This is a genomic window from Enterococcus sp. 3C7_DIV0644 (genome assembly GCF_002141235.1).
GTDB classification, from domain to species: Bacteria; Bacillota; Bacilli; order Lactobacillales; family Enterococcaceae; genus Enterococcus_D; species Enterococcus_D entomosocium.
This window is the reverse complement of the sequence record NZ_NGLK01000001.1, coordinates 1,454,989-1,477,786: the sequence shown is the minus strand read 5'-3', so window position 1 is coordinate 1,477,786 and position 22,798 is coordinate 1,454,989. Positions and strand designations below refer to the sequence as shown.

Below are 22,798 nucleotides of genomic sequence, written 5' to 3'. Positions count from 1 at the left end.
GAACAATAGAGAGAAAAGCGCATCAATTTTTTTGAAAATCGAGACGGAAATGGGGAAGATCATGAAGAACGTGAAAATTATTTTTTTTGATGTTGACGGCACACTGATCGACATGAGCAAAAAGCAAATCTCTAAAAGAATGTTAGCCACATTAAAAGCCTTGAAGAAGCAAGGGATCCTGTTGTGCATTGCGACTGGCAGAAGTCCCATCGCGTTGCCGCAATTTGAAGGCGTGACCTTCGATGCGTTTTTGACCTTTAACGGATCGTATTGTTTTAATCAAGCCGAGGGGATCCACCAAAACCCCATTCCTAAAAAAGATGTTCAGCAAATCATAGAAAATGCGACGGCCCTCAAGCGTCCAGTAGCAATCGCAACGAAGGATCGTACCGTTGCCAATGGCAAAGATGCTGATTTAGTTGAGTATTTTTCCTTTGCTCACCAAGAAGTGATCGTGGCAGAAGATTTTGAAGAGTTGATCCAACAGCAAGACATTTTCCAAGTGATGTTAGGTTCAGGGAAAGAAGACTACGCCAAAGTGATGGCAAATACTACAGAGGCGAAAATCACCGCCTGGTGGGATCGGGCAGTCGATATTATTCCAGCCAGCAGCGGGAAAGGAAGCGGCATTGCCAAAATGCTGGCTTACTATGGCTTGGATAAATCCGAAGCCATTGCCTTTGGGGATGGCAACAATGATATTGAGATGCTGGAGGCAGTCGGCTGGGGTCTAGCAATGGCCAATGCTTCGGATGAGTTAAAAGCGATCGCCGACGAAGTGATTGGTCACGTAGCCGAGGAAGGCATTTATCAATACTGCTTAGAAAACGGGTTGCTGGGTGAAGCCGTGCAGTGATGGGCAATGCGTCAGTTGCTGTTGCCCGCTAATAACATGCGCAGCCAGGATCGCTACTGCGTGTCAGTTTGATCAAATAAAAAAACTGTTTCCGAAATGCATTAGGGAAACAGTTTTTTATTGATATAAAGTTGTTTAGCAATTTGTACGGTTTACAGCGCCTCTACTGCTTCGATCGCCTGATAGACTTTTTCGGGTGTGATCGCAGGATCGATCAAAATAAAGGTTTCTTCTTCCTTGACAGCATAGGTCAGAACCGAGGCGAAGTAATCCCGATCAAGGCGTGTCACGTGGAGATCCTTCAGCTTCATCGGCAAGTGCAAAGCTTCGTAAAACGGCCGTAATTCTTCAATCACATCAAAATCATTGGTATAGGCAAGCTGGACCCAAATGCAGTAGGCGACTTTATTGCCGTGCAAGACACTATGGGTCTCATTCAAATAAGACAAGCCGTCATGCAGCGCATGCGCACCGGACGTGCGGCCAAACTCTACTGCAAAACCGCCAACTTCACCTGCCAAAGCAATGATCGCGTCGGTGATGCGGGCAAAGGCGGGTGTCAGCTGCCCAGCTTCTAGGTCTTTGACAGCTTGGATCGCATCGGCAATCAGCAAGTTTTTGATCAAAAGAGCGCTTTGGAAACCTAGCCGTACTAAGGCAGTCTTGTCGTCTTCTGCCATGTTGCGGACGATGGCTTCCATTTCATAATATTTGGCTAAGGTATCAGCGATCCCTGCGATAAAGTAATCAACAGGTGTGGCTAGTAAAAAACGGGTGTCGACGATCGTCATGTAGGCACCTTTTTTGGCATAGTCGATTTTACAAATCGTATGATCGGGGTAATAGGCGACGATCACCGGGGTAAAGGGCGCACAGTTGGAAACCAATGTAGGGATCACGATCAGCTCTGCGCCAAGGGTTTGGGCGGTGATTTTTGCTGTATCAGCGACCTTGCCGCCGCCGATTGCCACCACGGCATCTGCTTGCTGGATCGCTTCAGCTAAGGTTTGCGCATTTTCATAACTCGATGATCCATCGTAGCGGTAGATCGGGTAGTCAAATGAATGAGGGTAATAGTTCGAAAACACATCGAATGACTGCTCCCCAGTAATTACTGCTACCTCTTGGAACTCTCGTAAATACTCCGGCAAATCAGTTAAGACCCCATCGCCCGTAATATAACGGTTTGGACCTGGACGGACTTCATTAGCTAACATCAAACAAACACTCCTTTATAATCGTCAGAATTTTCTAATCAGTGTAGCGCGAAAATGCCCTAACTGTCAATTTCCTTTTTGGGAAAAAACAGAAAACAGCCGATCTGCTGACGAGGCAGATCGGCTGTTAGTGATGAATTGTAAGGAACGTTCCCCAAAATGTTAAGCCCAGTTTTGGCGAATAAAGCCGGCTCGACCGGAGCCTTCGCTATAAGCATTGTAATGGGCTGCATTTTTTTTGTAAAAATCTTGATGATAATCTTCTGCAGGATAAAAAGGTTCTGCTGGTTCGATCTTCGTTACGATCGGACGGTCAAAGCGGCCGCTAGCTTGCAACTGCGCCTTTGATTTTTCCGCAATCGCTTTTTGTTCTTCACTATTGTAAAAAATCACTGGACGATAGGAATCACCACGGTCGGCAAACTGACCAAACGCATCCGTGGGGTCTGTCTGCTGCCAATAGATGGCAACTAATTCTTCATAAGAGATGACTTCAGGATCAAAGGTGATTTCAACTGCTTCGGTGTGACCGGTGGTACCTGTCGTTACTTGTTGGTAGGTTGGGTTAGGGACATGGCCGCCAGTAAAGCCCGAAACCACTTTGAGGATGCCTGGCTGTGAATCAAAAGGCTTCACCATGCACCAAAAACAACCACCAGCAAAAATTGCCGTATCATTCATAGGTATTCCTCCTTTGCTTCTATGGTATGCTTCTAGTAGAGAAAAACAAGAGATATGCTTAGATAACTTACTAACGAAGAAAGGAACCGCCCATGGAAAGCATGTTAATTTTACTACGGGGGAATTCTGGCAGCGGAAAAACCACTATTGCCAAAGCTGTTCAGCACGTTTTTGGGGAAGAGGCAGTGCTGATTTCACAAGATGTTTTTCGGCGAGAAATTTTTTGTGTCAAAGATACCCCTAATAATTTAGCCAGCGGTTTGATGAAAGAAGCTGTCCTATATGCGAAGGGGAAAGTGCCGATGATACTTGTTGAGGGGATTTATTCTCGTGAAAAATACCAAGACTTTCTCGACTTTCTAATGAAACTCTTTCCCCAAAAAAAGCTAGTTTATTATTTTGATCTTTCTTTCGAGGAAACGGTCAAAAGACATCAGACCCGAATGCAGCGAGACTATTTTTCCGAGGAAGCGATGCGCAAATGGTGGCTTGAGCGAGACTTGCTTTTCCCAAAAGGATCTTCAGAGGAAAGACTGATCAAAGAAGGCCTAACGATAGCAGAAACGGTCGATCAGATCATCGCAGATTATCAAGAAACAAGAAGGAGTGATTGAATATGGCGCGAATCATTGAACAAGGAACAGACCAAGAATTGGCTGCGTTAGAAACAGCATTAACAGCATACACAAAGCATCAAAAACCATTTACACAAACAGAGACCTATCAGAACTTTAGCAGTGTAATCAAAAAAGAGGGTGTGGTGATTGCTGGCGGTATTGCCTACGCCTCGATGTATCATATCGGCTATCTTGACACCCTGTGGGTCAAAGCATCCGAGCGGGGAAAAGGGTATGGCAAGCAGATTCTTACGGATCTTGAACAGCAGTTGAAAGCATTTGGCTGTGAAAATTGCCAGACGGCGACTTTTGATTTCCAAGCACCAGATTTTTATCAGCGAGTGGGCTATGAAGAAATCGGGAGAATCGCCCATACGCAAAATCAGCTAACAGAAATTTTTCTAGTAAAGAAATTACGTGATTGAATCCCGAAGAAACCGTTGAACAAGGACGAAACCAAGGAAAGAGAGGCACAACCAATGTTAGATAAATCAATTCCATATGCAGAAATCTGGATGAAGCGAGCACACAAAAGCACACCGATCCAGCCCATTCAATCCGATAACTATTCGCTACGCAGCTACCAAGCAGGAGACGAAAGGCACTGGGCACGGATCGAAACATCCGTCGGAGAGTTTGACAATGAGGAAGAGGCATTGGCGTATTTTGAAAAAGAATTTATGCCCGAGCAAGCACAGCTAGGACAGCGAATGTTTTTTGCCCTTGATCAAACAGGTACACCGGTCGGCACGGCTACCGCTTGGAAAAAAGCCAAGCAAGACGGTACACCGGTTCCGCTAGTCCATTGGGTAGCAGTAATGCCGCAAGCTCAACGTCAAGGGATCGCTCGCGGCTTGGTCACGCAAGTCGTTTCTGTCTTAGAGGCAGCCAACGAGCCGATGTATCTTCATACGCAAACGTGGAGCCACGCAGCAATCAAGCTCTACCAGCAGCTCGGTTTTGTGATCATTGCAACGGATATCAATGGGAATGAAAATCCAGAATATCCACTGGCTTGTCAAGTATTGGCAGAAGTGGCCAGAAAAGCCAGAAATGATTAAGAAGTACCGGCAGCAAAAAATCCGTTAACTTTTCGTAAAACTCTTGCGTAAAAGGCGGCGTGTGTCGAATTTAAGTCTGTAAAAATTCTCCTTTTTCAAGTATAATACCAAAGGAGTATGAGGAAGGATGGGCGAGATGGCACAGCTTTTTTTTAAATATGGCGCAATGAATAGTGGGAAAACGATCGAGATACTGAAAGTTGCTCACAACTATGAAGAACAAGACAAACCAGTCGTGATCATGACAAGTGGATTGGACACGAGAAGCGGCGTGGGAAATGTTTCGAGTCGCATCGGCTTAGAGCGAGACGCGATCCCGATTTTTGATGAAACGGATCTATTTCATTTGATCAAAGACCTCGGTTATAAACCTTATTGTATTTTGATCGACGAAGCACAGTTCCTAAAGAAGCATCACGTGCTGGCTTTCACCAAAATCGTGGATGAGTTAGGTATTCCTGTAATGGCCTTTGGCTTGAAAAATGATTTCCGCAATGAATTATTTGAAGGCTCAAAATACTTGCTGCTTTACGCAGATAAAATCGAAGAGATGAAAACCATCTGCTGGTTCTGTCATAAAAAAGCAACCATGAACTTGCACTATATCGACGGAAAACCCGTTTACGAGGGCGATCAAGTACAAATCGGCGGCAATGAAGCGTATTATCCAGTTTGCCGCAAGCATTACTTTCACCCGGGAATGAAAAAAGAAGGAGAATAATCAATGTACGATCAGTTACAAGCAATCGAAGACCGTTACGAAGAATTAGGCGAATTACTAAGTGATCCAGCCGTGATCTCTGACACCAAACGCTTCATGCAGCTTTCAAAAGAAGAAGCCAATACACGGGAAACGGTGGAAGTCTACCGCCGTTACAAAGAAGTCGTTGAAGGAATCAAGGACACTGAAGAAATGCTTGGGGAAAACCTAGATGCAGAAATGGCTGAGATGGCCAAAGAAGAACTCTCTGACTTGAAAAAAGAAAAAGACGTTTTAGAAGAACGCATCAAGATTTTGTTGTTGCCAAAAGACCCGAATGATGACAAAAACATCATCATGGAGATCCGTGGTGCAGCAGGCGGCGACGAAGCAGCCTTATTTGCTGGCGATCTTTTCAATATGTATCAAAAATATGCGGAAAACCAAGGCTGGAAAGTCGAAGTCATGGATGCCAACGTCACTGGGATCGGCGGCTACAAAGAAGTCATCATGATGATCACTGGCGACAACGTCTTTTCAAAATTGAAATATGAGAGCGGCGCCCACCGAGTGCAAAGGGTACCGTCTACCGAATCACAAGGCCGAATCCATACGTCTACGGCAACGGTCGTGGTTATGCCTGAAGCAGAAGAAGTCGAAATCGATATCGCAGACAAAGATATTCGGACCGATATTTACCATGCCTCTGGTGCCGGTGGTCAGCACGTTAACAAAACAGCTTCTGCTGTTCGTTTGACTCACTTGCCAACAGGGATCGCTGTTGCGATGCAAGATGAGCGTTCACAGCTGAAAAACCGTGAGAAAGCGATGAAAGTCTTGCGGGCACGGGTCTATGACCAAATGCAGCAAGAAGCACAAAGCGAATACGATGCAAACCGTAAATCAGCAGTGGGTACCGGCGATCGTTCTGAACGGATCCGGACTTATAACTTCCCGCAAAACCGCGTAACAGATCACCGTATCGGGTTGACTATTCAAAAATTGGATCAAATTTTAGCTGGAAAACTCGATGAAATTGTTGATGCACTGATCGTTTACGATCAAACATCAAAATTAGATGAGATGCAAAATGGCTAAAACCTATCGAGAAGTCCTTTCACGGGCTTCTTCTTTTTTAGAAACGAAAGGACTGGACGGGTATGCGATCCAATACCTGTTTTTACAGCGAAAAAACTGGCAGCAACTCGATTGGCTGCTGCAGATGGACCAACCCATCCTAAGGGAAGATGAGGCACAGATCGCAGCAGATCTTGAACAGTTGCTACAGCATGAACCCCCGCAATATTTATTGGGGTATGAAGAATTTTATGGTCATCGCTTAAAAGTGACCCCTGCAACCTTGATCCCGCGTCCAGAAACCGAAGAGCTGGTGGAAAACTGTCTGGCAAAACTACCAGCAGATCAGCCGCTACGAGTCGTTGACATTGGCACGGGTACAGGAGCGATCGCCATTGCCTTAAAATTGGCACGTCCCCAGTGGTCGGTAAGTGCCGTGGATCTTTCAGCAGAGGCGTTAGCCGTTGCTAAAGAAAATGCGACAGCCTTAGGTGCAGAGATCCGCTTTTTCCAAGGAGATACCTTGGAGCCTGTGGCAGATCAGCAATGGGATCTGATCGTTTCCAACCCGCCGTATATCAGCGCTGAAGAGTGGCCGCTGATGGATATCAGTGTACGGGAAAAAGAGCCTAAAATGGCGCTTTTTGCTCAAGAACAAGGATTGGCGATCTATAAGCAATTAGCACAGCAAGCACCGAAGTGTTTGGCACCAAGTGGGCAAATGGCGCTGGAAATCGGCTTCCAGCAAGGACAAGCTGTTCAACAGCTTTTTGCAGCCGCTTTTTCCAACAAAGAAGTTACCGTAGTAAAAGATCTTGCGGGTCAAGATCGGATGGTGTTCGTCAGTCATCCACAAGATGTGGATAAATAAATTTTTTTTGCTACAGAAAAAGTGCAAAAACCTTATGAAATGAACAATTTGGGAATAAATGGAGTTATAAACAAGGTTATCCACACTTGACAAACGACTTATCCACAAAATGTGGATAAGAAACGAGAAAATGTTGATAAGTGTGGAAACTTCTCAAAAAAGGATGTGGATAAATTGTGGAAACAAAAATTTTTGATCAATCACAGTTAAACGAAGCAGCAGCTATCTTAGCTGAGGGGGGATTAGTGGCGTTCCCGACGGAAACTGTCTATGGACTAGGGGCTAGCGCGCTTTTGCCAAAGGCTGTTGCGCAAGTGTATCAAGTCAAAGGACGACCTAGTGACAACCCTTTGATCGTTCATATTGCCGAGCCAGAGCAGTTGGAACCGTTTGTGGATAACAAGCATCCTTTTGCTGATAAATTGATGGAAACTTTCTGGCCTGGGCCCCTAACCTTGATCTTTTCGATCAAAAAAGACAGCTTACCTAGCATCGTTACTGGCGGCTTATCCACAGCGGCGTTTCGGATGCCCAACAACACCAAGACGTTAGCGTTGATCAAACAAGCCCAACAGCCATTGGTTGGTCCTAGCGCAAATACATCTGGTAAACCAAGCCCAACATCAGCTGCGCATGTTCAGCATGATCTGGCAGGCAAAATCGCTGGCATCTTGGACGATGGGGTGACACAGATCGGTGTCGAATCAACGGTCTTAGATTTGAGTGACCCAACGGCACCGCCGATCATCTTACGCCCTGGTGCAATCTCTAAAGAACAGCTTGAAGCAGTCTTACAAACAAAAGTCCTCGTCGATCAGCATTTAGTAACAGAAAGTGAAGCACCCAAAGCGCCAGGCATGAAATATAAGCACTATGCACCGAATACCAACGTCATGATGGTCAATGACCAAGATTGGTCGGCAGCCATGGCTTGGGCGAGAGAACAGCAGCTTAAGGTAGGTGTTTTAGCTGGACCGACGATCGCCGAGCAGGTCCGCTTCGAAGCTGCAGCCATCTATTTATTTTTTGATGACAGTGTGGAAGCTGCGACAAAAGGGCTGTTTGCGGGGTTACGGGCGTTAGATGAATCGATTGCTGAGCTAGATGTCTTATTCGCACCCACGTTTCCAGAAAGCGGCTTAGGGGCTGCTTATATGAATCGGTTGAAAAAAGCTGCAAATCAAAGTTTCTTTCAAGAAAATTAGCAAAAAACCAGAATTCATTATAGGTAGCTTATGAAGAAATGTGATACAATGCTACCATTAAGGTAAAGGGGTGTTGTAAGCATGGATTATCAAACGTTTGATCCCGAATTGTGGCAAGCGATCGAAAAAGAAACGAATCGTCAACAAAACAATTTGGAATTGATTGCGTCTGAAAATATCGTTTCAGAAGGTGTAATGGCTGCGCAAGGTAGTATTTTGACAAATAAATACGCTGAAGGTTATCCAGGTCGTCGTTACTATGGCGGTTGTGAATTTGTTGATGTGGTAGAAAACTTAGCAATTGAACGGGCGAAAAGTATTTTCGGTGCGGCATATGCCAATGTTCAACCGCATTCTGGTTCTCAAGCCAACACAGCAGCTTATTTAGCGTTGATCGAAACAGGCGATACAGTATTAGGGATGGATCTTTCCGCAGGCGGTCATTTGACCCATGGCTCACCAGTGAATTTCAGCGGCAAGACCTATAATTTTGTTAGTTATGGTGTTGATCCTGCAACAGAAGTCATTGACTACAATGTCGTTCGTATTTTGGCGCGCAAGCATCAACCGAAACTGATCGTTGCCGGTGCCAGTGCTTACTCACGTACGATCGATTTTGCGAAGTTCCGTGAAATCGCTGATGAAGTTGGCGCAAAATTGATGGTGGATATGGCGCATATCGCTGGTTTAGTAGCGGCTGGTCTTCATCCAAACCCAGTTCCTTATGCGGACATCACGACTTCTACGACCCATAAAACATTACGCGGCCCTCGAGGCGGCTTGATTTTAACAAATGATGAAGATTTAGCGAAAAAAATCAATAGTGCCGTTTTCCCTGGTATTCAAGGCGGCCCATTAGAGCACGTGATTGCAGCGAAAGCTGTTGCATTTAAAGAAGCACAAGATGCGTCGTTCAAAGAGTACTCTGAACAAGTCATTCGCAATGCGCAAGCAATGGCGAAAGTCTTCAACCAAGCACCACAAGCCCGCTTGGTCTCTGGTGCAACAGACAATCACCTATTATTGATCGATGTGCGTGGCTTTGATTTGAACGGCAAAGAAGCAGAAGCATTGCTGGATCAAGTCAATATCACCGTCAATAAAAACTCGATTCCTTTCGAATCATTAAGTCCTTTCAAAACGAGTGGGATTCGCGTGGGGACACCAGCGATCACTAGTCGTGGCTTTAAAGAAGAAGATTGTGTCGAAGTGGCGAAATTGATCGTCAAAGTTTTAGAAAAACCAAATGATGAAGCCGTCTTGGCAGAAGTAGCGGCGCAAGTCAAAGAATTGACGGACAACTATCCACTTTACAAAAACAAATAAAATGGGACTGTGACAGAAGTTAAGGTCAGACAAGATGTCTCACGCGTTTTTCCTGCGCTCCAGCTCTTTGATCACCAAAAGTGAAAAAGGGGCTAGAATGAACGCAGAGGCGTGTTACATGCCGTCTTGTCTCCTTCCTTCTAACACAATCCTTTTTTTGAGGAAAAGCAGTATTGCCTGTGGCAGATGGTTGTAACAAGAGCCGATTTGCTTTAAAATAAGAGAAAAACCAAAGGAGATTTTTTTAAATGGGTAAATTTCAAGTAATCGATCACCCGCTGATCCAACACAAATTAACAATGATCCGCGACAAGAACTGTGGAACAAAGGTTTTCCGTGAAGTTGTTAATGAAATCGCAATGTTGATGGCGTATGAAGTGTCTCGCGACATGCCGCTTGAAGATCTAGTGATTGAAACACCAATTGAAGAATCAACACAAAAAACACTATCTGGTAAAAAGGTAGCGATCATTCCGATCCTGCGCGCAGGTCTAGGCATGGTTGATGGTATCCTTGAATTGATCCCAGCCGCAAAAGTTGGTCATATCGGGATGTACCGTGATGAAGAAACGCTAGAACCACACGAATACTTCGTAAAATTACCTGAAGATATCGATGAACGTCAATTATTTATCGTTGACCCAATGTTAGCTACGGGCGGTTCAGCGATCATGGCGATCGACGCACTGAAAAAACGCGGCGCTTCAAACATGAAATTCGTCTGCTTAGTTGCTGCACCAGAAGGCGTGAAAGCATTGCAAGATGCCCATCCAGATGTTGATATCTACACTGCAAATCTTGATGAACGCCTAAATGAACACGGCTATATCGTTCCTGGTTTGGGCGATGCTGGTGACCGTCTATTCGGTACAAAATAAATCAATACAAATAAGACAAAGGCAACTGAAGTTTTGCCTCGTCAATGATGCCATGGAAGAAGATCGACAGCCAAAACGGTTCGATCGGTTATCCATGGCTTTTTTTGCGCTTTTCAAAAAATCAGACAATGAAAAAAGGAGAAAATCAACTGATTTTCTCCTTGCATTAAACGGGTTATAGTTTGGTTAATTGTTTGTAATTGATGATCAATACACCATTACTTTGCGAAACTAATTTCTGGTTTTCTGGGGTTTCGTTCAGCTCGACCACCGCAGAGTTTTTCAACTGCTTTGTGATGGTACCAGTTTGTTTCTTCCCATGGAACGTGAACATGACAGGAGTAGCGACCTCAAACGTTGAACCTTCTTGTGACGGGACAATTGTTGTTTCGAATTTACCAAATGTTGCCATGTAAAAACCTCCTTGATACTTCTATTATATCACAATTTTCGGAAAATTTCAGTAAGTAGATTTTTTTCAGCAGACCTCTTTACAAAACAACCGTTTTTGCATATAATTTTCTTTGTGCCATACAACGCCAGCTTAGCTCAGTTGGTAGAGCAACGCACTCGTAACGCGTAGGTCACAGGTTCGAATCCTGCAGCTGGCATAAGAAATGAAAAACCATGAATCTTCTTTTAGAGGATTCATGGTTTTTCTTTTGCAGGCGATAAGTAATCTCAATTTTTCTTGGTTTCCCCGATAATTGTTCTTATTCGCCCATTAGCATTATATGGCATGTCCTATTTCGCACACGATTTTGATCGAAGTCAACAAAATAGATATAGCCTACGGAGCCGATCTCTAGCTTGCCATTACTTAAAATAAAGCTTTCGCTTGCACCGAAAAAACTCGAGCGAATATGCGCATCGCCGTTTAAAATCGTTGCTGGATCTGTTGGGTAGTTTGGATCGTCCAGACTCATCAAAAATTCTAAATGCTTTGGTCCAGGATAACGATAATCGGTATTTTCTGATAGTTCACGAGGAATAATTTTATCGAGAATTCGGTTTAAATCAACTTGAAGAAATTCATCTCCGTTAAAGTCTGTATCATGCATGTATTCTTCAAAGATAACAGAACAAGTCGTATGGGGAGACTGTACGAGACAGATTCCATTTGAAATTCCACTTTTTTCAACCATTGCTTTCACTTCTTCTGTGATGTTGTGGTAAGACACTCGATTCCCGTTAGAAGTTAACGTCAGTTGCTCTTTTAAAAATTTCACAGTGTTAATCCTCCTTTTTGTGCTTCACCGCTTGTCTGATCATTTCTGTAAGGGTTTGAACTGGATCATCTGCTTGCACAATACCGCTTGTCCCTCCGGTACCATCAGCACCTGACGACAAAGCTTTTTCAACATCGGCAGCACTAGATATACCAGCAGCCTGCAAAATCAGGATTTCTGGATCAATTTCCCGAACAACACGATTTGTTTCCGTCATGTATTGAAGATCACTGGTTTGTCCTGTCCCAATTAGTTCGGTTGGCTCGCAAACCATCACATCGGGTTTTAGGGAAGCCGCGGCTCTCGCTTCAGTCAATGAATTCGCACAGACAATTGTTAAGAGACCCAATTCATTTGAGCGCTGAATCGCTTTAGTCAGTTCTTGCAATGTCATGGGGTGTTCAGCATGGTTTAAAAAGGTAGCTTCAGCTCCGGCTTCTGCCACTGCTTCGGGTAAAACATAGCCCATTCCACGACCGATTTCGATTCCGTCTAAGTGTTGGACAGTGACGAATAAATGTGTTGTTGCCTGTTTAATTAAAGAAACGTCTGCATGCTGAACAGTAAATAGAATGTCGATGTCATACAAAGATGACAACTCATCAGCAGCTTTTGCCAATGCCAATGCTTGTTTTCCATAAAGATAGGCTTTGGGATTGATGACAAAGAATGGCGATCTTAAAGTTCTTTTTTTCATTAGCTTTCTCCTTCACGATAAGGTTTGGTATGAAAGACTGTAAAATAGTGCTCGAGTGTCTTGGACATTCCATTGCTTGCTGAATGAAGTAAATCGAAATAGTCATTTGGTTGATTTTTGTGAATTTCATTCATAGCAGCAGTGACAAAGTCAGTAAAAATATTTATTTTCCGGATACCTTCTAAGGCACATTTTTCAAGGTTTTCATCGCCAGAAGAGGATCCGCCATGCAGAACAAGAGGAACATTGACGGCATGGTGTATTTCCTTTAAAACGTCAAAATTTATTTTGGGTATCCCTTGATAATGTCCGTGAGAGGTGCCAATAGAAACTGCCAACGAATCAACCCCGGTTAATTTGGCAAATGTAACAGCCTCAGAAGGTTCTGTGTAAATAGATTGACTATTTACGGCTGATTCCAGACTGTTTTCCGACCCAACGTGCCCGATTTCGGCTTCAACAACGACACCATTTTTATGAGCGTAATCGGCGATCTCCTTTGACCGACGGACATTTTCTTCAAATGGCTCCTCAGAAGCATCGATCATTACGGAAGTAAAACCTAAATGAATGGCTCTTTTGATGACCTCTTCATCGGTACCATGATCTAAGTGCAAAGCGATAGGTACAGTGCTTTTCTTTGCCAAAAATTTTCCAATCATGGCAGCCTCTTCTAAAGTCAACATGTTCATATGGGACTGAGCGAAGGCCAATATCAAAGGCTTGTTTAAACGTTCAGCAGTCTCCGCGTATGACCTTGCACTAGTTAAGTCGAAAAAATTTGCTGCAGGTAATGCATAATTGTGTTTTTCTGCATGTGCGAATAGTTCTTTTGTTGTGACCAACATAGGGCATTCTCCTTATTCTTTGATTTTCTTTTCGATTTCCGCGTACATTTCTTCTGTACCAATCCCTGTTAAGAGTGGCAGCCCCATAATTACGCGATCTTTGATTGAGTCTGGAACAACCGTTGTACTCACCACGATGTCATAGTTATCAATTTTATTCATCTCATCTGCCACTTTGGATTGATACAGTTTCACTTGATCAGTCATCCCTTTTTCTTTCAGCCATTCTTTTACCTTATTTGTTACAATTGTTGAAGTTGCAACACCTGTACCGCACATAATCAATAGTTTTTTCATTATCATTTCCTCCTATAATTTCGATGTTTGTTTCTTGGGACGAATTTTATTTACATAAATCAATCCAAACAAAACAGAGACGCCAATTATGGCTAAACCGCCCCAGCTTAATATTTTGGTTAAGCCGACATAAAGGAATGTGGTCCATAAACCACCTTCAGCCATAGCAGTGATCATAGAGTTTCCTTGTAGATCAAAGTTTGCGGATCGAGCAGCAGTAGTGACAAGCGGTGCTGCCCACGAAGTAATATAGAGAATGCTTACCATATAAATCGTTCCAGCAATTACTGTTCGAATGATGTTTCCTCCAAAAACAGCAGCCATCAAGCAAATCAGAAAGGGAATGGTTGCTAAATCACCAAAAGGCAAGGTCGTATTGCCAGGTAGAACTACGGCTAACAAAATAGTGATCGGAACTAGCAGCAATGAGGAAGAAAGGACAGCTGGATGACCAACCGATAATGCTGCATCCATACCGATGTAAAGCTCTCTTCCAGGAAACCGTTTTTTGACGAATTCATTTGCAGATTCAGAAATAGGCGTTAGACCTTCCATCAGTAAAGCAACCATTTTAGGCATCAAAACCATCACAGCGCCTGTTTGGACGGCTAATTGGCCGACACCTGCTGTGTCATATCCGGCAAGTATTCCCATGATGAGACCAATCAAAAAGCCCATAACAGTAGAGTCACCAAAGACACCAAATTTTTTCTGAATGGTTTCTGGATCTGCTTTCCAATCTTTTAGTCCCGGAATACGATCAAAGAGCCAATTCATCGGAAGTGCAAAGATGAATCCTGGTGCGGCGGTACCATGAGGAAAAGTGATATTAGGAAATCCGTAGAACTTATTAATGATCGGACCTAAAATATCTCCCATTAAAAGAATCATCATCAAATAGATGACGGTGGCCGCGATCCCCATTGCAAAGTCTCCAGTGAGGGCATAAATCAGAGAAGAGATGAAGGCTGCGTGCCAAATATTCCAAATATCTACATTCAATACTTTAGTCAGCCCTAAAATGATGAGTAAAACATTTAGGACCACACCAATCGGAATCGCAAGGCTTCCTAAAATCGTCCCGTAAGAAATTGCCGCTGCGGCAGGCCATCCGACATCAATCGTTGTCAAATTTAATCCTAGACGTTCAACCATATGTTGGGCGGCAGGACCCAAGCTGCTGCTTAGAAGGTCAATCACCAAATTCAATCCAACAAACCCGACACCAACAGTTAAGGCTGAAGTAAAGGCTTTGCCAGGCTTGGTTCCCAAAATTATTCCAAAAATAAAAATTAAAATAGGCAAAACAACGATTGAACCTAGATCAACGAACCACTGTAATGCATTTAACATAATTGTTCCTCCTTTTTATTGCAGTCCATTTTTTTCAATAATCGAAAGATACGCTTCTTTAGTCGTTACTGAGGATAGGGCTTCCAAAACCCCTGGTGTTTGAAACATAGAGATAAGATTTTGTAGCATACCCAATTGCTCATGTGGTTCCTTCAATGCAAGCATGAACAACAGAGATACATCGATTTTCTTTTCTTGCGAACCCATTTCAATAAATGAAAGGGGAGAGGCAAGTGACATAAAAGCGACTTGGGATCGTAAAACAAATTTGCTGTCCGTATGTGGGATCGCTACCCCAATGCCGTTAATTTTTAAACCTGTAGGAAAGGTTTCTTCTCGCTGTACGATATTTTGATAGAACTGATCATTTACACAATGAGTTTTGATGAGTTCGTCTGCTAATAGTCGAAAAGCTTCCTCTTTTGTTTTAGAATCTTTTTCAAGTAACACGATTTGGTGATCAAAAAACATGATCAATTTCCTCCTCTTAACAATCTTTGATACAGTTCTTCTTGCGTTTGACTATTAACGATCCATTGAATTTCTTCGGCTGAGTTAAACAATCCGTAAATCGAAGCGATCAACTCTTTTGCCTCGATCATGTTTTCTTCAGCAATCGCAATCAAAACAATTAGTTGGATTTTTGTGTCTCCCCAAGTAATTGGCGCATCGAGGGTGAGAAAAGCAAGTTTTGTTTCTTTCACTGTATGTGGATCAGCATGTGGAATGGCTACTCCCGTCTTTAAGCCAGTGCTTCCTAGTTCCTCTCGTTCAAATAGAGAATGCTTAAATTTTGTTGTAACAAGCTTTTTTTTCAGATAATCATCTGCTAAAAAATCCAGTACATCTTTTTTTGTTCGAAACTTTTTTTTGACAAAAAGGAAAGTAGGATCTAAATATTTTTGTAATAAAGTCGTTTTCTGGTATTTTTTTGAGTAAAAATTTTTCTCATTCTCATTAAGATTAGATATCTTTGCTGAGATTCTTCCTATTTCTTCGGTAGTAGGAAGCGGCGAAATATAAATAACTGGCGGTGCTGTAATGTCTAATGGAATAGTTGATATGATCAGATCAACAGCTTCAAGAGATGTACTGGCCAGTTTACTCAAAGGAATGATCTCCAATACGGTATCAGCAGCGATCGTCTGTTTGATACGGTTAAAAATCAACTCCGATGTAGCAAAACCAGATTGGCAAACAATTAGTATATGGTTAGTAATTTTTATCTTTTCAAAGGCTAGCTGAAAATGGATCGTCAGAAAAGAAACTTCGTCTTCTGTTAATAAGATTTGAAATCGCTCCTCTAAATCTCCAATTGCATATTTGGTCAATGTATACATTGTTGAGTATTGTTTTTTGATACTTTTTATCAGTGGGTTTTTCAATAAAATTCCTGTCTTTGATCGATGGATCATGGGAACGATATGAGCCAATAATGTTTGCAGCAATAATTTATCTTGTGTCAGATCTGCGTTTAACATATGTGACATTTTTTGAATAATTTGTTTCGTACAATTTGTGATAGTAGATTCGTGAGGCTCATCCATTTGACCAAAAGGCTCGATGCCGTGTGCTAATAACAAGGAACACACATATTGAATATCTGTATCACTAAATTGAACAGGTAGTTGCTGTTGGATCATTTCAGAAAAATCAACCGCGATCATATAGAATTTCATTCGTCTAAGTTCGTCAAATACTAGATGCTCTTGTTTTTCAATGTGTTTATCTATAAGAAGTCTTGAAAGAAAAATTCGCAATGAAAGCTTCAAAGATTCAATAGAATAATTATTGACTGGATGGCCGATTGTTTGAGTCATGTCTGAGACAAATTTCTTCGTTAAATCGAGAACCTTAGAGTCAAAGAGATTGTTGACCAAAAGATTTTCACTGGCTTTGGCGTCGGTATACTTCTCTAAAAAAGATTTGAATACGTTTTGAGCAGCAGATTCAACTGAGGTTAGCTTGAGTCCGCTAGTAGTCATTTTTGTTGATACTTGATGGAATCGACAGAAAGCAACGATTTCATCAACATCTTTCTTTATTGACTGGTTGCTAATATAAAAATATTCAGAGAATTCCTGATAATGCATTGGTTTTACTGAAAACAGATAGTTAGCGAAAATAAAGATTTTACGATAATTAGGTGAAAATAGTTCGAGTTTAGTCTTTTTTTTTGCTAACAATCGATAACCATTCTGTTTTGCTGATTCAGAACCAGATAAAAAGATTCCTTTTCTTGGTACTTTTTTGATAGCTAGTCCCGAATCTTTTAGTTTCTTTTCTAAAGTCGTTAAATTGTTATAAACCGTTTTTTGGGATACATTTAACTGCTTTTGAAAAAAAGAGGCAGGGCGAAACTCCGTTTGTTCTAATAGTAGTTGCAACAGTAGTTGTTCTCGATTATTTAAAATCATTGGTTCACCTCCGGAAGCGCTTCCTTAATTGTATTCTAGTGAAATTATGTGGTGGCGTAAATAACATTTCATTACCACATTAATGTGGTAAATAGGCTCGTCGTGCATCAATTTATATTCTGAGCAACTTAAGGGAAGTAGTCACAGGCTGCTATTTCTTTGAAACGAAAATAAGGTGGCAATTTTTGACTGATTTAAAGTTGCTTTGTTCGGTTACATTGAGCAAAGAATAATTAAAATAAAGAAGAATACTTAGAATAAGGTGTTTTATTAATAAGAAGAATAGACGAATTCAGCGAGTTTTAATAGAAAAATATGTCTCTGTACTTCCTATCTAGTACATATACTATCGTCTTATTCTGATTGATCAGATATGCATCAGAACAGAGTGCTTCTTTCGTTGTAATTCTAAACAATTTTAGATTGTTTTTAACCCTCTTTTCCCGAAAATCATTAAAGTTTCTAAATTTTTTGTGAATGCTCATGGACAATCCTTTCTTTTCTCCTCAATTATCACTATAATGGATAAAGATTCTACAGAAGAGAGTGTGGACATGGAAAATTCACGAATAAAAACGAACGATAATCGAATTGACTACGGTGTGATTCTACCCGTATTTTTATTATGTCTGATTGGTTTGGCGTCCCTATATGTGGCGCTGACACACGATCCGAATAATCCGAATATGATGCGAATGTTAGGGTTTCAAGCTTTATGGTATGTGTTAGGCGTTGTTGCCGTGATCATTATCATGCAGATCAAATCAAAATGGCTCTGGAAATTGACGCCCTATATTTATGGAGCTGGGCTAGCCGTTATGTTGGCGCTGCTGAAATTTTACAACCGGACGATGGCTGCCTCGACAGGGTCGAAAAACTGGTTTAGTTTTGGTCCCTTTACCTTGCAGCCTTCAGAATTGATGAAGATCGCCTATATTATGATGTTGGCGTTAGTCGTCACGCAGCACAATGTCAAGCATCGGGAACGGGATCTGAAAACAGATGGGTTGCTGATTGCAAAAATGTTAGCCGTCACGATCCCAGTATTGATTCTGATTACCTTACAAAACGACTTTGGTACGATGTTGGTCTTTCTAGCGATTTTCGGTGGGGTCTTCTTGATGTCAGGAATCTCATGGCGAATCATCGTGCCAGTGATTGCAGCATTTGTGATTCTCGGTGGTGGAACGATTTTCTTAGTGACCACCGATGTTGGTCGTGAGTTTCTGTACAATACAGGAATCTTTAAAGAATACCAATTCGCCCGTATCGATTCGTGGCTAGATCCTTTTCATGATACCCAAGGGCAATCCTTCCAATTGGCGTATGCTCTGATGGCGATCGCTTCTGGCGGGATGTTCGGGAAAGGATTTAATGTCAGCGATGTGTATGTACCGGTCCGAGAATCCGATATGATCTTTTCGGTGATCGGTGAGAATTTTGGGTTTATTGGCAGCGCATTTGTCATTTTATTGTATTTTATTTTGATCTACCGGATGATCCGGGTATGTTTCGATACCAACAATGAATTTTATGCCTACTTGGCAACTGGGATCATTATGATGATTCTCTTCCATGTGTTTGAAAACATTGGCGCAAACATCGGTCTCTTACCGTTGACGGGGATTCCACTGCCGTTTATCAGCCAAGGAGGATCTGCCCTATTAAGCAATATGATTGGGATCGGTTTGATTTTATCGATGCGCTATCAAGCTGAGACCGCACCAAAAACACTTTAAGGAGTTCACATGATTACATTTTATTGGTACCCAAAATGCAGTACATGCCGAAATGCGAAGCGTTGGTTAGAAGAGCACGAGATTCCCTTTGAAGCGATCGATATGGTGGCCACACCGCCTCAACCGGAACAATTGCTGGCTTGGATTCAATCAAGCGAAGCACCGTTAACCCGTTTCTTTAACACAAGCGGCATGAAATACCGTGAATTGCAATTAAAAGAAAAAGTGCCGACCATGACTGCCCAAGACGCAGCCGATGTGCTGGCAACCGATGGTATGTTGATCAAGCGCCCACTACTCGTTAGCGGCGACCGCTTTTTGATTAATGGATTTAAAGAAAATGAATATGAAGGAGTCTTACAAGAATCATGGAAAAGAAATGCTTAAGAAAAAAAGATAATTTGTGGGTTTTGTTTAACGGGAAAGAATATTGTGTCGGTTTAACAAAAGAAGCGCAAGAAGAACTTGGTGCGGTCACGTTTGCTTCGATTAAAAAAGCAGGAACTGCTTTAAAACAAGGAGAGACCCTTGTTGAGCTGGAAGCGGAAAAAGCAGTCAGTGAATTTCCAAGTCCATTGACGGGCGTGATTTCTTCCGTAAATGAAAAAATCGATCAATCCATTGATACCTTAAATGATGAAGACGAAATGAACGCTTGGCTTGTCAGCTTCAAAGAGGTTGACCCAAGTCAATTTGAAGCCTTGTAAGTCAAATCTGTAAAAACGACTATTTTTTCAAAAAGAATTGACAGTCGGATAAGACGTTGCTATAATTTGCTCAATAAATGAATGCTTTGAAAAGAAGAGTACATGTTCTTAACGTACACAGAGAGCCCTGTTTGGTGCAAATGGGCAACGGAGAGAGGATGGAAGATGGTCTTTGAGCATGATAGGTGAGTGGAAACAAGCCTATCACGGGAGGCACCCGTTACAGTGCAGCAGTATGCGAAGCAATTCAAGTACTGAGCGAGGCTGTTGATGCGAATCGACAGTAAATCAAGGTGGTAACGCGGAAGTTGTGCTTTCGTCCTTTGTAACAGTATAATGTACAGAGGATGAGAGCTTTTTTTGTGTTTAACCAACCAAAGAGGAAAGATGGGAATAACATGGCATTAATCGAATTGTCGCATGTAAAAAAGTCATTCGGCAAAAAGCAAACGGCTGTCCACGCCGTCAATGATGTTTCACTGCAAGTGGAAAAAGGCGATATCTATGGAATCGTCGGCTACTCTGGTGCTGGGAAAAGTACATTAGTTCGTTTGTTGAACGGCTTAGAATTGCCGACAGCAGGAGATGTAGTCATTAACGGTCAAAATATTTTGGCATTGAAAAACAAAGAATTGAGAAACTTCCGCAAAAAAATCGGCATGATTTTTCAGCACTTTAATCTATTATGGTCTCGAACGGTGGCGGAGAACATCGAATTGCCATTGGAGTTGGCAGGCGTTGAAAAAGCAAAACGACGGCAACGGGCGCAAGAGCTGATCAAGTTAGTTGGGTTGGAAGGACGGGAAACTGCCTATCCGGCACAATTGTCTGGCGGACAAAAGCAAAGAGTCGGGATTGCTCGTGCATTAGCGAATGAACCAGAAATTTTGCTGTGTGATGAAGCAACGAGTGCGTTAGATCCACAAACAACAGAAGAAGTGTTGGATCTCTTGCTTTCCATCAATAAAAAATTGCATTTGACGATCGTGCTGATTACCCATGAAATGAACGTCATTCGCAAAATCTGCAACAAGGTCGCGGTGATGGAGCATGGGCAGATCGTGGAAGAAGGATCAGTACAATCGGTTTTCCGTAACCCGCAGCAAGAAGTGACCAAACGTTTTGTTCAGCAAGATTTGGAACCAGAAGAAGATGTTGAAGAACTACGGCAAGCCTTCTTACGAGAAAATCCGCAAGGGCATTTAGTGACCTTGACATTCACACAAGACAACGCCAATGAACCAGTGATTTCACAAGCGATCCGCCGCTTTCAGATCGATGTCAATGTCGTTTACGGAAAGATCCAACAAACCAATGAAGGATCCTTCGGCGGCTTGACGGTCTTATTGACAGGTGAAGCAAGTGAGGTCGAAAAAGCGATCGCCTTTTTCAAAGAGCAGCAAGTGGGCGTGGAGGTGATTGAACGTGGATAAGTCATTTGTAGAAACCTATTTTAATTTTGAAAAAGTCGACTGGACCAACATGCAGCAAGCCACTCTGGACACTTTGTTTATGACTTTTTTCTCAATGGTTTTAGTGGTTGTGATCGGTTTGCTTCTAGGATTGGCGCTTTATTCACTAGGGCGTAAACAAACGGCGGGAGCCAACATTTTCTATAATGTGGTTTCCATCATCAGTAACGCCTTTCGCTCAACGCCATTCATGATTTTGATGGTCTTGATCATTCCGTTTACAACATTATTAGTCGGTTCGTTCCTAGGGGCAAAAGCAGCGATCCCAGCATTAGTTTTATCGGCTGCGCCGTTTTATGCTCGGATGGTGGAAATTGCTTTTCGTGAAGTCAATCCTGGTGTGATTGAAGCCGCCGAAGCGATGGGCGCCAGTTACTGGGAGATCATTTATAAGATCGTGATTCCAGAAAGTGTTCCGGCATTGATTTCAGGACTGACGGTCACAACGATCTCAATGATTGGTTATACCGCCATGGCAGGTGCGATTGGTGCCGGTGGGCTAGGCGCTTTGGCTTGGCAAGAAGGATTTCAACGTGGAAATTACACTGTTACGCTTGTTGCAACAGTGATTATTTTAATTATCGTTTTCATTATCCAAGGGGGCGGCGATTTCCTTGCGAAGGCCACCGATAAACGGTAAATGAAACGAAGAACAAAAAGTGGAAAATATGGGAGGAAATGGATATGAAAAAGATTTTTGGTATTGCAACAACCTTATTGTTAACTGCCGCTTTAGCTGCTTGTGGAACGGGCTCAAATTCAGGAAGCTCTGATTCATCTGCGGCTGAGGGAGAATCAACAAAATTAGTGATCGGTGCATCGGTTACGCCTCATGCGGAAATTTTAGAACAAGCCAAACCTTTACTAGCAGAAGAAGGCATTGATCTTGAAATCAAGACCTTCGATGATTATGTGTTGCCAAACAAAGCATTGGAAAATGGCGATATCGATGCCAATTACTTCCAACACATTCCTTACTTGAACAAACAAATCGCAGACAATGGCTATGACTTTGTTAATGCCGGTGCGATCCATATCGAGCCAATGGGTCTTTACTCAAAACGAATCTCTGATATTTCAGAACTAGAAGATGGTGCAACGGTTCTTACTTCCACTTCTGAATCTGACTGGGGTCGTATCCTAACGATTTTACAAGATGCTGACTTGATCACCTTAAAAGACGGCGTTGATACAGAAACGGCAACCTTTGATGATATTGCTGAAAATCCGAAAAACTTAGAATTTAAACATGACGTCGATCCATCTCTTTTGGCGACTGCTTATCAAAACGACGAAGCAGACCTAATTGCCATCAATGCGAACTTCGCATTCGGGATCGATTTGAACCCAGCGGATGATTCTGTTTTATTAGAAGCGGATAATTCTCCTTATGTCAACGTGATCGCTGTCCGCAGTGGTGACGAAGATAGCGACAAAATCAAGAAATTGATCGAAGTGCTTCATTCAGACGAAATCAAAGATTTTGTTGAGGAACAATGGCAAGGTTCAGTGAAAATCGTTGATGCTGACGCAAAATAATTCACTGATAG

At 42.4% G+C, this 22,798-nt stretch carries 26 protein-coding genes, 1 tRNA gene and 1 other annotated feature; of the genes, 17 read left to right on the top strand and 10 right to left on the bottom strand.

Going from position 1 to position 22,798, the window contains the following annotated elements:
- The first annotated feature begins 61 nt into the window (after nt 1-61).
- Nucleotides 62-856 (top strand): HAD family hydrolase, encoded by a 795-nt coding sequence (locus tag A5877_RS06890; protein ID WP_369076018.1) that lies wholly within the window; start codon nt 62-64, stop codon nt 854-856.
- A 152-nt stretch (nt 857-1,008) separates the two neighbouring features.
- On the opposite strand, the gene A5877_RS06885 is transcribed toward A5877_RS06890, so the two are convergent.
- Nucleotides 1,009-2,073 carry an iron-containing alcohol dehydrogenase family protein gene (locus tag A5877_RS06885; RefSeq protein WP_005233563.1) on the bottom strand — a complete coding sequence of 355 codons (1,065 nt, stop codon included), beginning with the start codon at nt 2,071-2,073 and terminating at the stop codon, nt 1,009-1,011.
- 162 nt (nt 2,074-2,235) lie between these two features.
- Nucleotides 2,236-2,754 carry a peptide-methionine (S)-S-oxide reductase MsrA gene (gene msrA, locus A5877_RS06880; protein ID WP_008379347.1) on the bottom strand — a complete coding sequence of 173 codons (519 nt, stop codon included), beginning with the start codon at nt 2,752-2,754 and terminating at the stop codon, nt 2,236-2,238.
- 92 nt (nt 2,755-2,846) lie between these two features.
- Between msrA and A5877_RS06875 the strand changes: the two genes are divergently transcribed.
- The 9 genes from A5877_RS06875 (at nt 2,847) to upp (ending at nt 10,489) form a co-directional block, all read left to right on the top strand.
- Complete coding sequence (locus tag A5877_RS06875) at nt 2,847-3,368, top strand: AAA family ATPase (RefSeq protein ID WP_008379349.1); 522 nt, start codon at nt 2,847-2,849, stop codon at nt 3,366-3,368.
- 2 nt (nt 3,369-3,370) lie between these two features.
- Nucleotides 3,371-3,796, top strand: a complete 426-nt coding sequence (locus A5877_RS06870; protein WP_005233566.1) for a GNAT family N-acetyltransferase — start codon at nt 3,371-3,373, stop codon at nt 3,794-3,796.
- Between the two features lie 54 nt (nt 3,797-3,850).
- On the top strand, nt 3,851-4,432 hold the full coding sequence (locus A5877_RS06865) for an N-acetyltransferase (protein WP_008379353.1): 582 nt from the start codon (nt 3,851-3,853) through the stop codon (nt 4,430-4,432).
- 136 nt (nt 4,433-4,568) lie between these two features.
- The gene (locus tag A5877_RS06860) at nt 4,569-5,153 is read left to right on the top strand and encodes a thymidine kinase (protein ID WP_005227882.1); all 585 of its coding nucleotides are present in this window, start codon (nt 4,569-4,571) and stop codon (nt 5,151-5,153) included.
- 3 nt (nt 5,154-5,156) lie between these two features.
- Nucleotides 5,157-6,230, top strand: a complete 1,074-nt coding sequence (prfA, locus tag A5877_RS06855) for a peptide chain release factor 1 (RefSeq protein ID WP_005227884.1) — start codon at nt 5,157-5,159, stop codon at nt 6,228-6,230.
- On the top strand, nt 6,223-7,080 hold the full coding sequence (prmC, locus tag A5877_RS06850; protein ID WP_016621930.1) for a peptide chain release factor N(5)-glutamine methyltransferase: 858 nt from the start codon (nt 6,223-6,225) through the stop codon (nt 7,078-7,080). The genes prfA and prmC overlap by 8 nt, the downstream gene beginning before the upstream one ends.
- A gap of 176 nt (nt 7,081-7,256) precedes the next feature.
- Nucleotides 7,257-8,285 (top strand): L-threonylcarbamoyladenylate synthase, encoded by a 1,029-nt coding sequence (locus A5877_RS06845; RefSeq protein ID WP_086298302.1) that lies wholly within the window; start codon nt 7,257-7,259, stop codon nt 8,283-8,285.
- Between the two features lie 81 nt (nt 8,286-8,366).
- Nucleotides 8,367-9,611, top strand: coding sequence for a serine hydroxymethyltransferase (glyA, locus tag A5877_RS06840; protein WP_008379359.1), 1,245 nt, complete (start codon nt 8,367-8,369; stop codon nt 9,609-9,611).
- 248 nt (nt 9,612-9,859) lie between these two features.
- The gene (gene upp / locus A5877_RS06830; RefSeq protein ID WP_005227894.1) at nt 9,860-10,489 is read left to right on the top strand and encodes a uracil phosphoribosyltransferase; all 630 of its coding nucleotides are present in this window, start codon (nt 9,860-9,862) and stop codon (nt 10,487-10,489) included.
- 175 nt (nt 10,490-10,664) lie between these two features.
- On the opposite strand, the gene A5877_RS06825 is transcribed toward upp, so the two are convergent.
- Nucleotides 10,665-10,901 carry a hypothetical protein gene (locus tag A5877_RS06825; RefSeq protein WP_005227896.1) on the bottom strand — a complete coding sequence of 79 codons (237 nt, stop codon included), beginning with the start codon at nt 10,899-10,901 and terminating at the stop codon, nt 10,665-10,667.
- 126 nt (nt 10,902-11,027) lie between these two features.
- Between A5877_RS06825 and A5877_RS06820 the strand changes: the two genes are divergently transcribed.
- Nucleotides 11,028-11,100: transfer RNA gene (locus A5877_RS06820), tRNA-Thr, on the top strand.
- Between the two features lie 102 nt (nt 11,101-11,202).
- On the opposite strand, the gene A5877_RS06815 is transcribed toward A5877_RS06820, so the two are convergent.
- The 7 genes from A5877_RS06815 to A5877_RS06785 are packed head-to-tail and all read right to left on the bottom strand — an operon-like array spanning nt 11,203 to nt 17,330.
- Entirely contained in the window at nt 11,203-11,718 is a 516-nt protein-coding gene (locus A5877_RS06815; RefSeq protein ID WP_086316613.1) for a YjbQ family protein, read from the bottom strand.
- 4 nt (nt 11,719-11,722) lie between these two features.
- Nucleotides 11,723-12,415: a triose-phosphate isomerase gene (locus A5877_RS06810; protein ID WP_086316612.1), complete on the bottom strand. Its 693-nt coding sequence runs from the start codon at nt 12,413-12,415 to the stop codon at nt 11,723-11,725.
- Entirely contained in the window at nt 12,415-13,263 is an 849-nt protein-coding gene (locus A5877_RS06805; RefSeq protein ID WP_061053343.1) for a class II fructose-bisphosphate aldolase, read from the bottom strand. The genes A5877_RS06810 and A5877_RS06805 overlap by 1 nt, the downstream gene beginning before the upstream one ends.
- Nucleotides 13,264-13,275: 12 nt before the next feature.
- Nucleotides 13,276-13,560, bottom strand: a complete 285-nt coding sequence (locus tag A5877_RS06800; protein WP_010749080.1) for a PTS sugar transporter subunit IIB — start codon at nt 13,558-13,560, stop codon at nt 13,276-13,278.
- A 12-nt stretch (nt 13,561-13,572) separates the two neighbouring features.
- Nucleotides 13,573-14,913, bottom strand: coding sequence for a PTS galactitol transporter subunit IIC (locus A5877_RS06795; protein WP_016612941.1), 1,341 nt, complete (start codon nt 14,911-14,913; stop codon nt 13,573-13,575).
- 15 nt (nt 14,914-14,928) lie between these two features.
- On the bottom strand, nt 14,929-15,384 hold the full coding sequence (locus A5877_RS06790) for a PTS sugar transporter subunit IIA (RefSeq protein ID WP_005233600.1): 456 nt from the start codon (nt 15,382-15,384) through the stop codon (nt 14,929-14,931).
- A 2-nt stretch (nt 15,385-15,386) separates the two neighbouring features.
- Nucleotides 15,387-17,330, bottom strand: a complete 1,944-nt coding sequence (locus tag A5877_RS06785) for a transcription antiterminator (protein WP_086316611.1) — start codon at nt 17,328-17,330, stop codon at nt 15,387-15,389.
- Nucleotides 17,331-17,884: 554 nt separating this feature from the next.
- On the opposite strand from A5877_RS06785, the gene A5877_RS06775 reads away from it, so the two are divergent.
- The 6 genes from A5877_RS06775 to A5877_RS06750 all read left to right on the top strand — a co-directional run bounded on the left by A5877_RS06775 (nt 17,885) and on the right by A5877_RS06750 (nt 22,787).
- Nucleotides 17,885-19,069 carry an FtsW/RodA/SpoVE family cell cycle protein gene (locus A5877_RS06775; RefSeq protein WP_086316609.1) on the top strand — a complete coding sequence of 395 codons (1,185 nt, stop codon included), beginning with the start codon at nt 17,885-17,887 and terminating at the stop codon, nt 19,067-19,069.
- A 9-nt stretch (nt 19,070-19,078) separates the two neighbouring features.
- Entirely contained in the window at nt 19,079-19,456 is a 378-nt protein-coding gene (locus tag A5877_RS06770) for an arsenate reductase family protein (RefSeq protein ID WP_008379379.1), read from the top strand.
- Nucleotides 19,438-19,776: a glycine cleavage system protein H gene (locus tag A5877_RS06765; RefSeq protein ID WP_086316608.1), complete on the top strand. Its 339-nt coding sequence runs from the start codon at nt 19,438-19,440 to the stop codon at nt 19,774-19,776. The genes A5877_RS06770 and A5877_RS06765 overlap by 19 nt, the downstream gene beginning before the upstream one ends.
- Nucleotides 19,777-19,853: 77 nt before the next feature.
- Nucleotides 19,854-20,103 (top strand) — a binding site (T-box leader).
- A gap of 71 nt (nt 20,104-20,174) precedes the next feature.
- Nucleotides 20,175-21,209 carry a methionine ABC transporter ATP-binding protein gene (locus tag A5877_RS06760; RefSeq protein WP_008379383.1) on the top strand — a complete coding sequence of 345 codons (1,035 nt, stop codon included), beginning with the start codon at nt 20,175-20,177 and terminating at the stop codon, nt 21,207-21,209.
- Nucleotides 21,202-21,888: a methionine ABC transporter permease gene (locus A5877_RS06755; RefSeq protein ID WP_086316607.1), complete on the top strand. Its 687-nt coding sequence runs from the start codon at nt 21,202-21,204 to the stop codon at nt 21,886-21,888. Before A5877_RS06760 ends, A5877_RS06755 begins: the two co-directional genes overlap by 8 nt.
- 44 nt (nt 21,889-21,932) lie before the next feature.
- Nucleotides 21,933-22,787 (top strand): MetQ/NlpA family ABC transporter substrate-binding protein, encoded by an 855-nt coding sequence (locus tag A5877_RS06750; RefSeq protein ID WP_010749087.1) that lies wholly within the window; start codon nt 21,933-21,935, stop codon nt 22,785-22,787.
- Nucleotides 22,788-22,798: the final 11 nt, after the last annotated feature.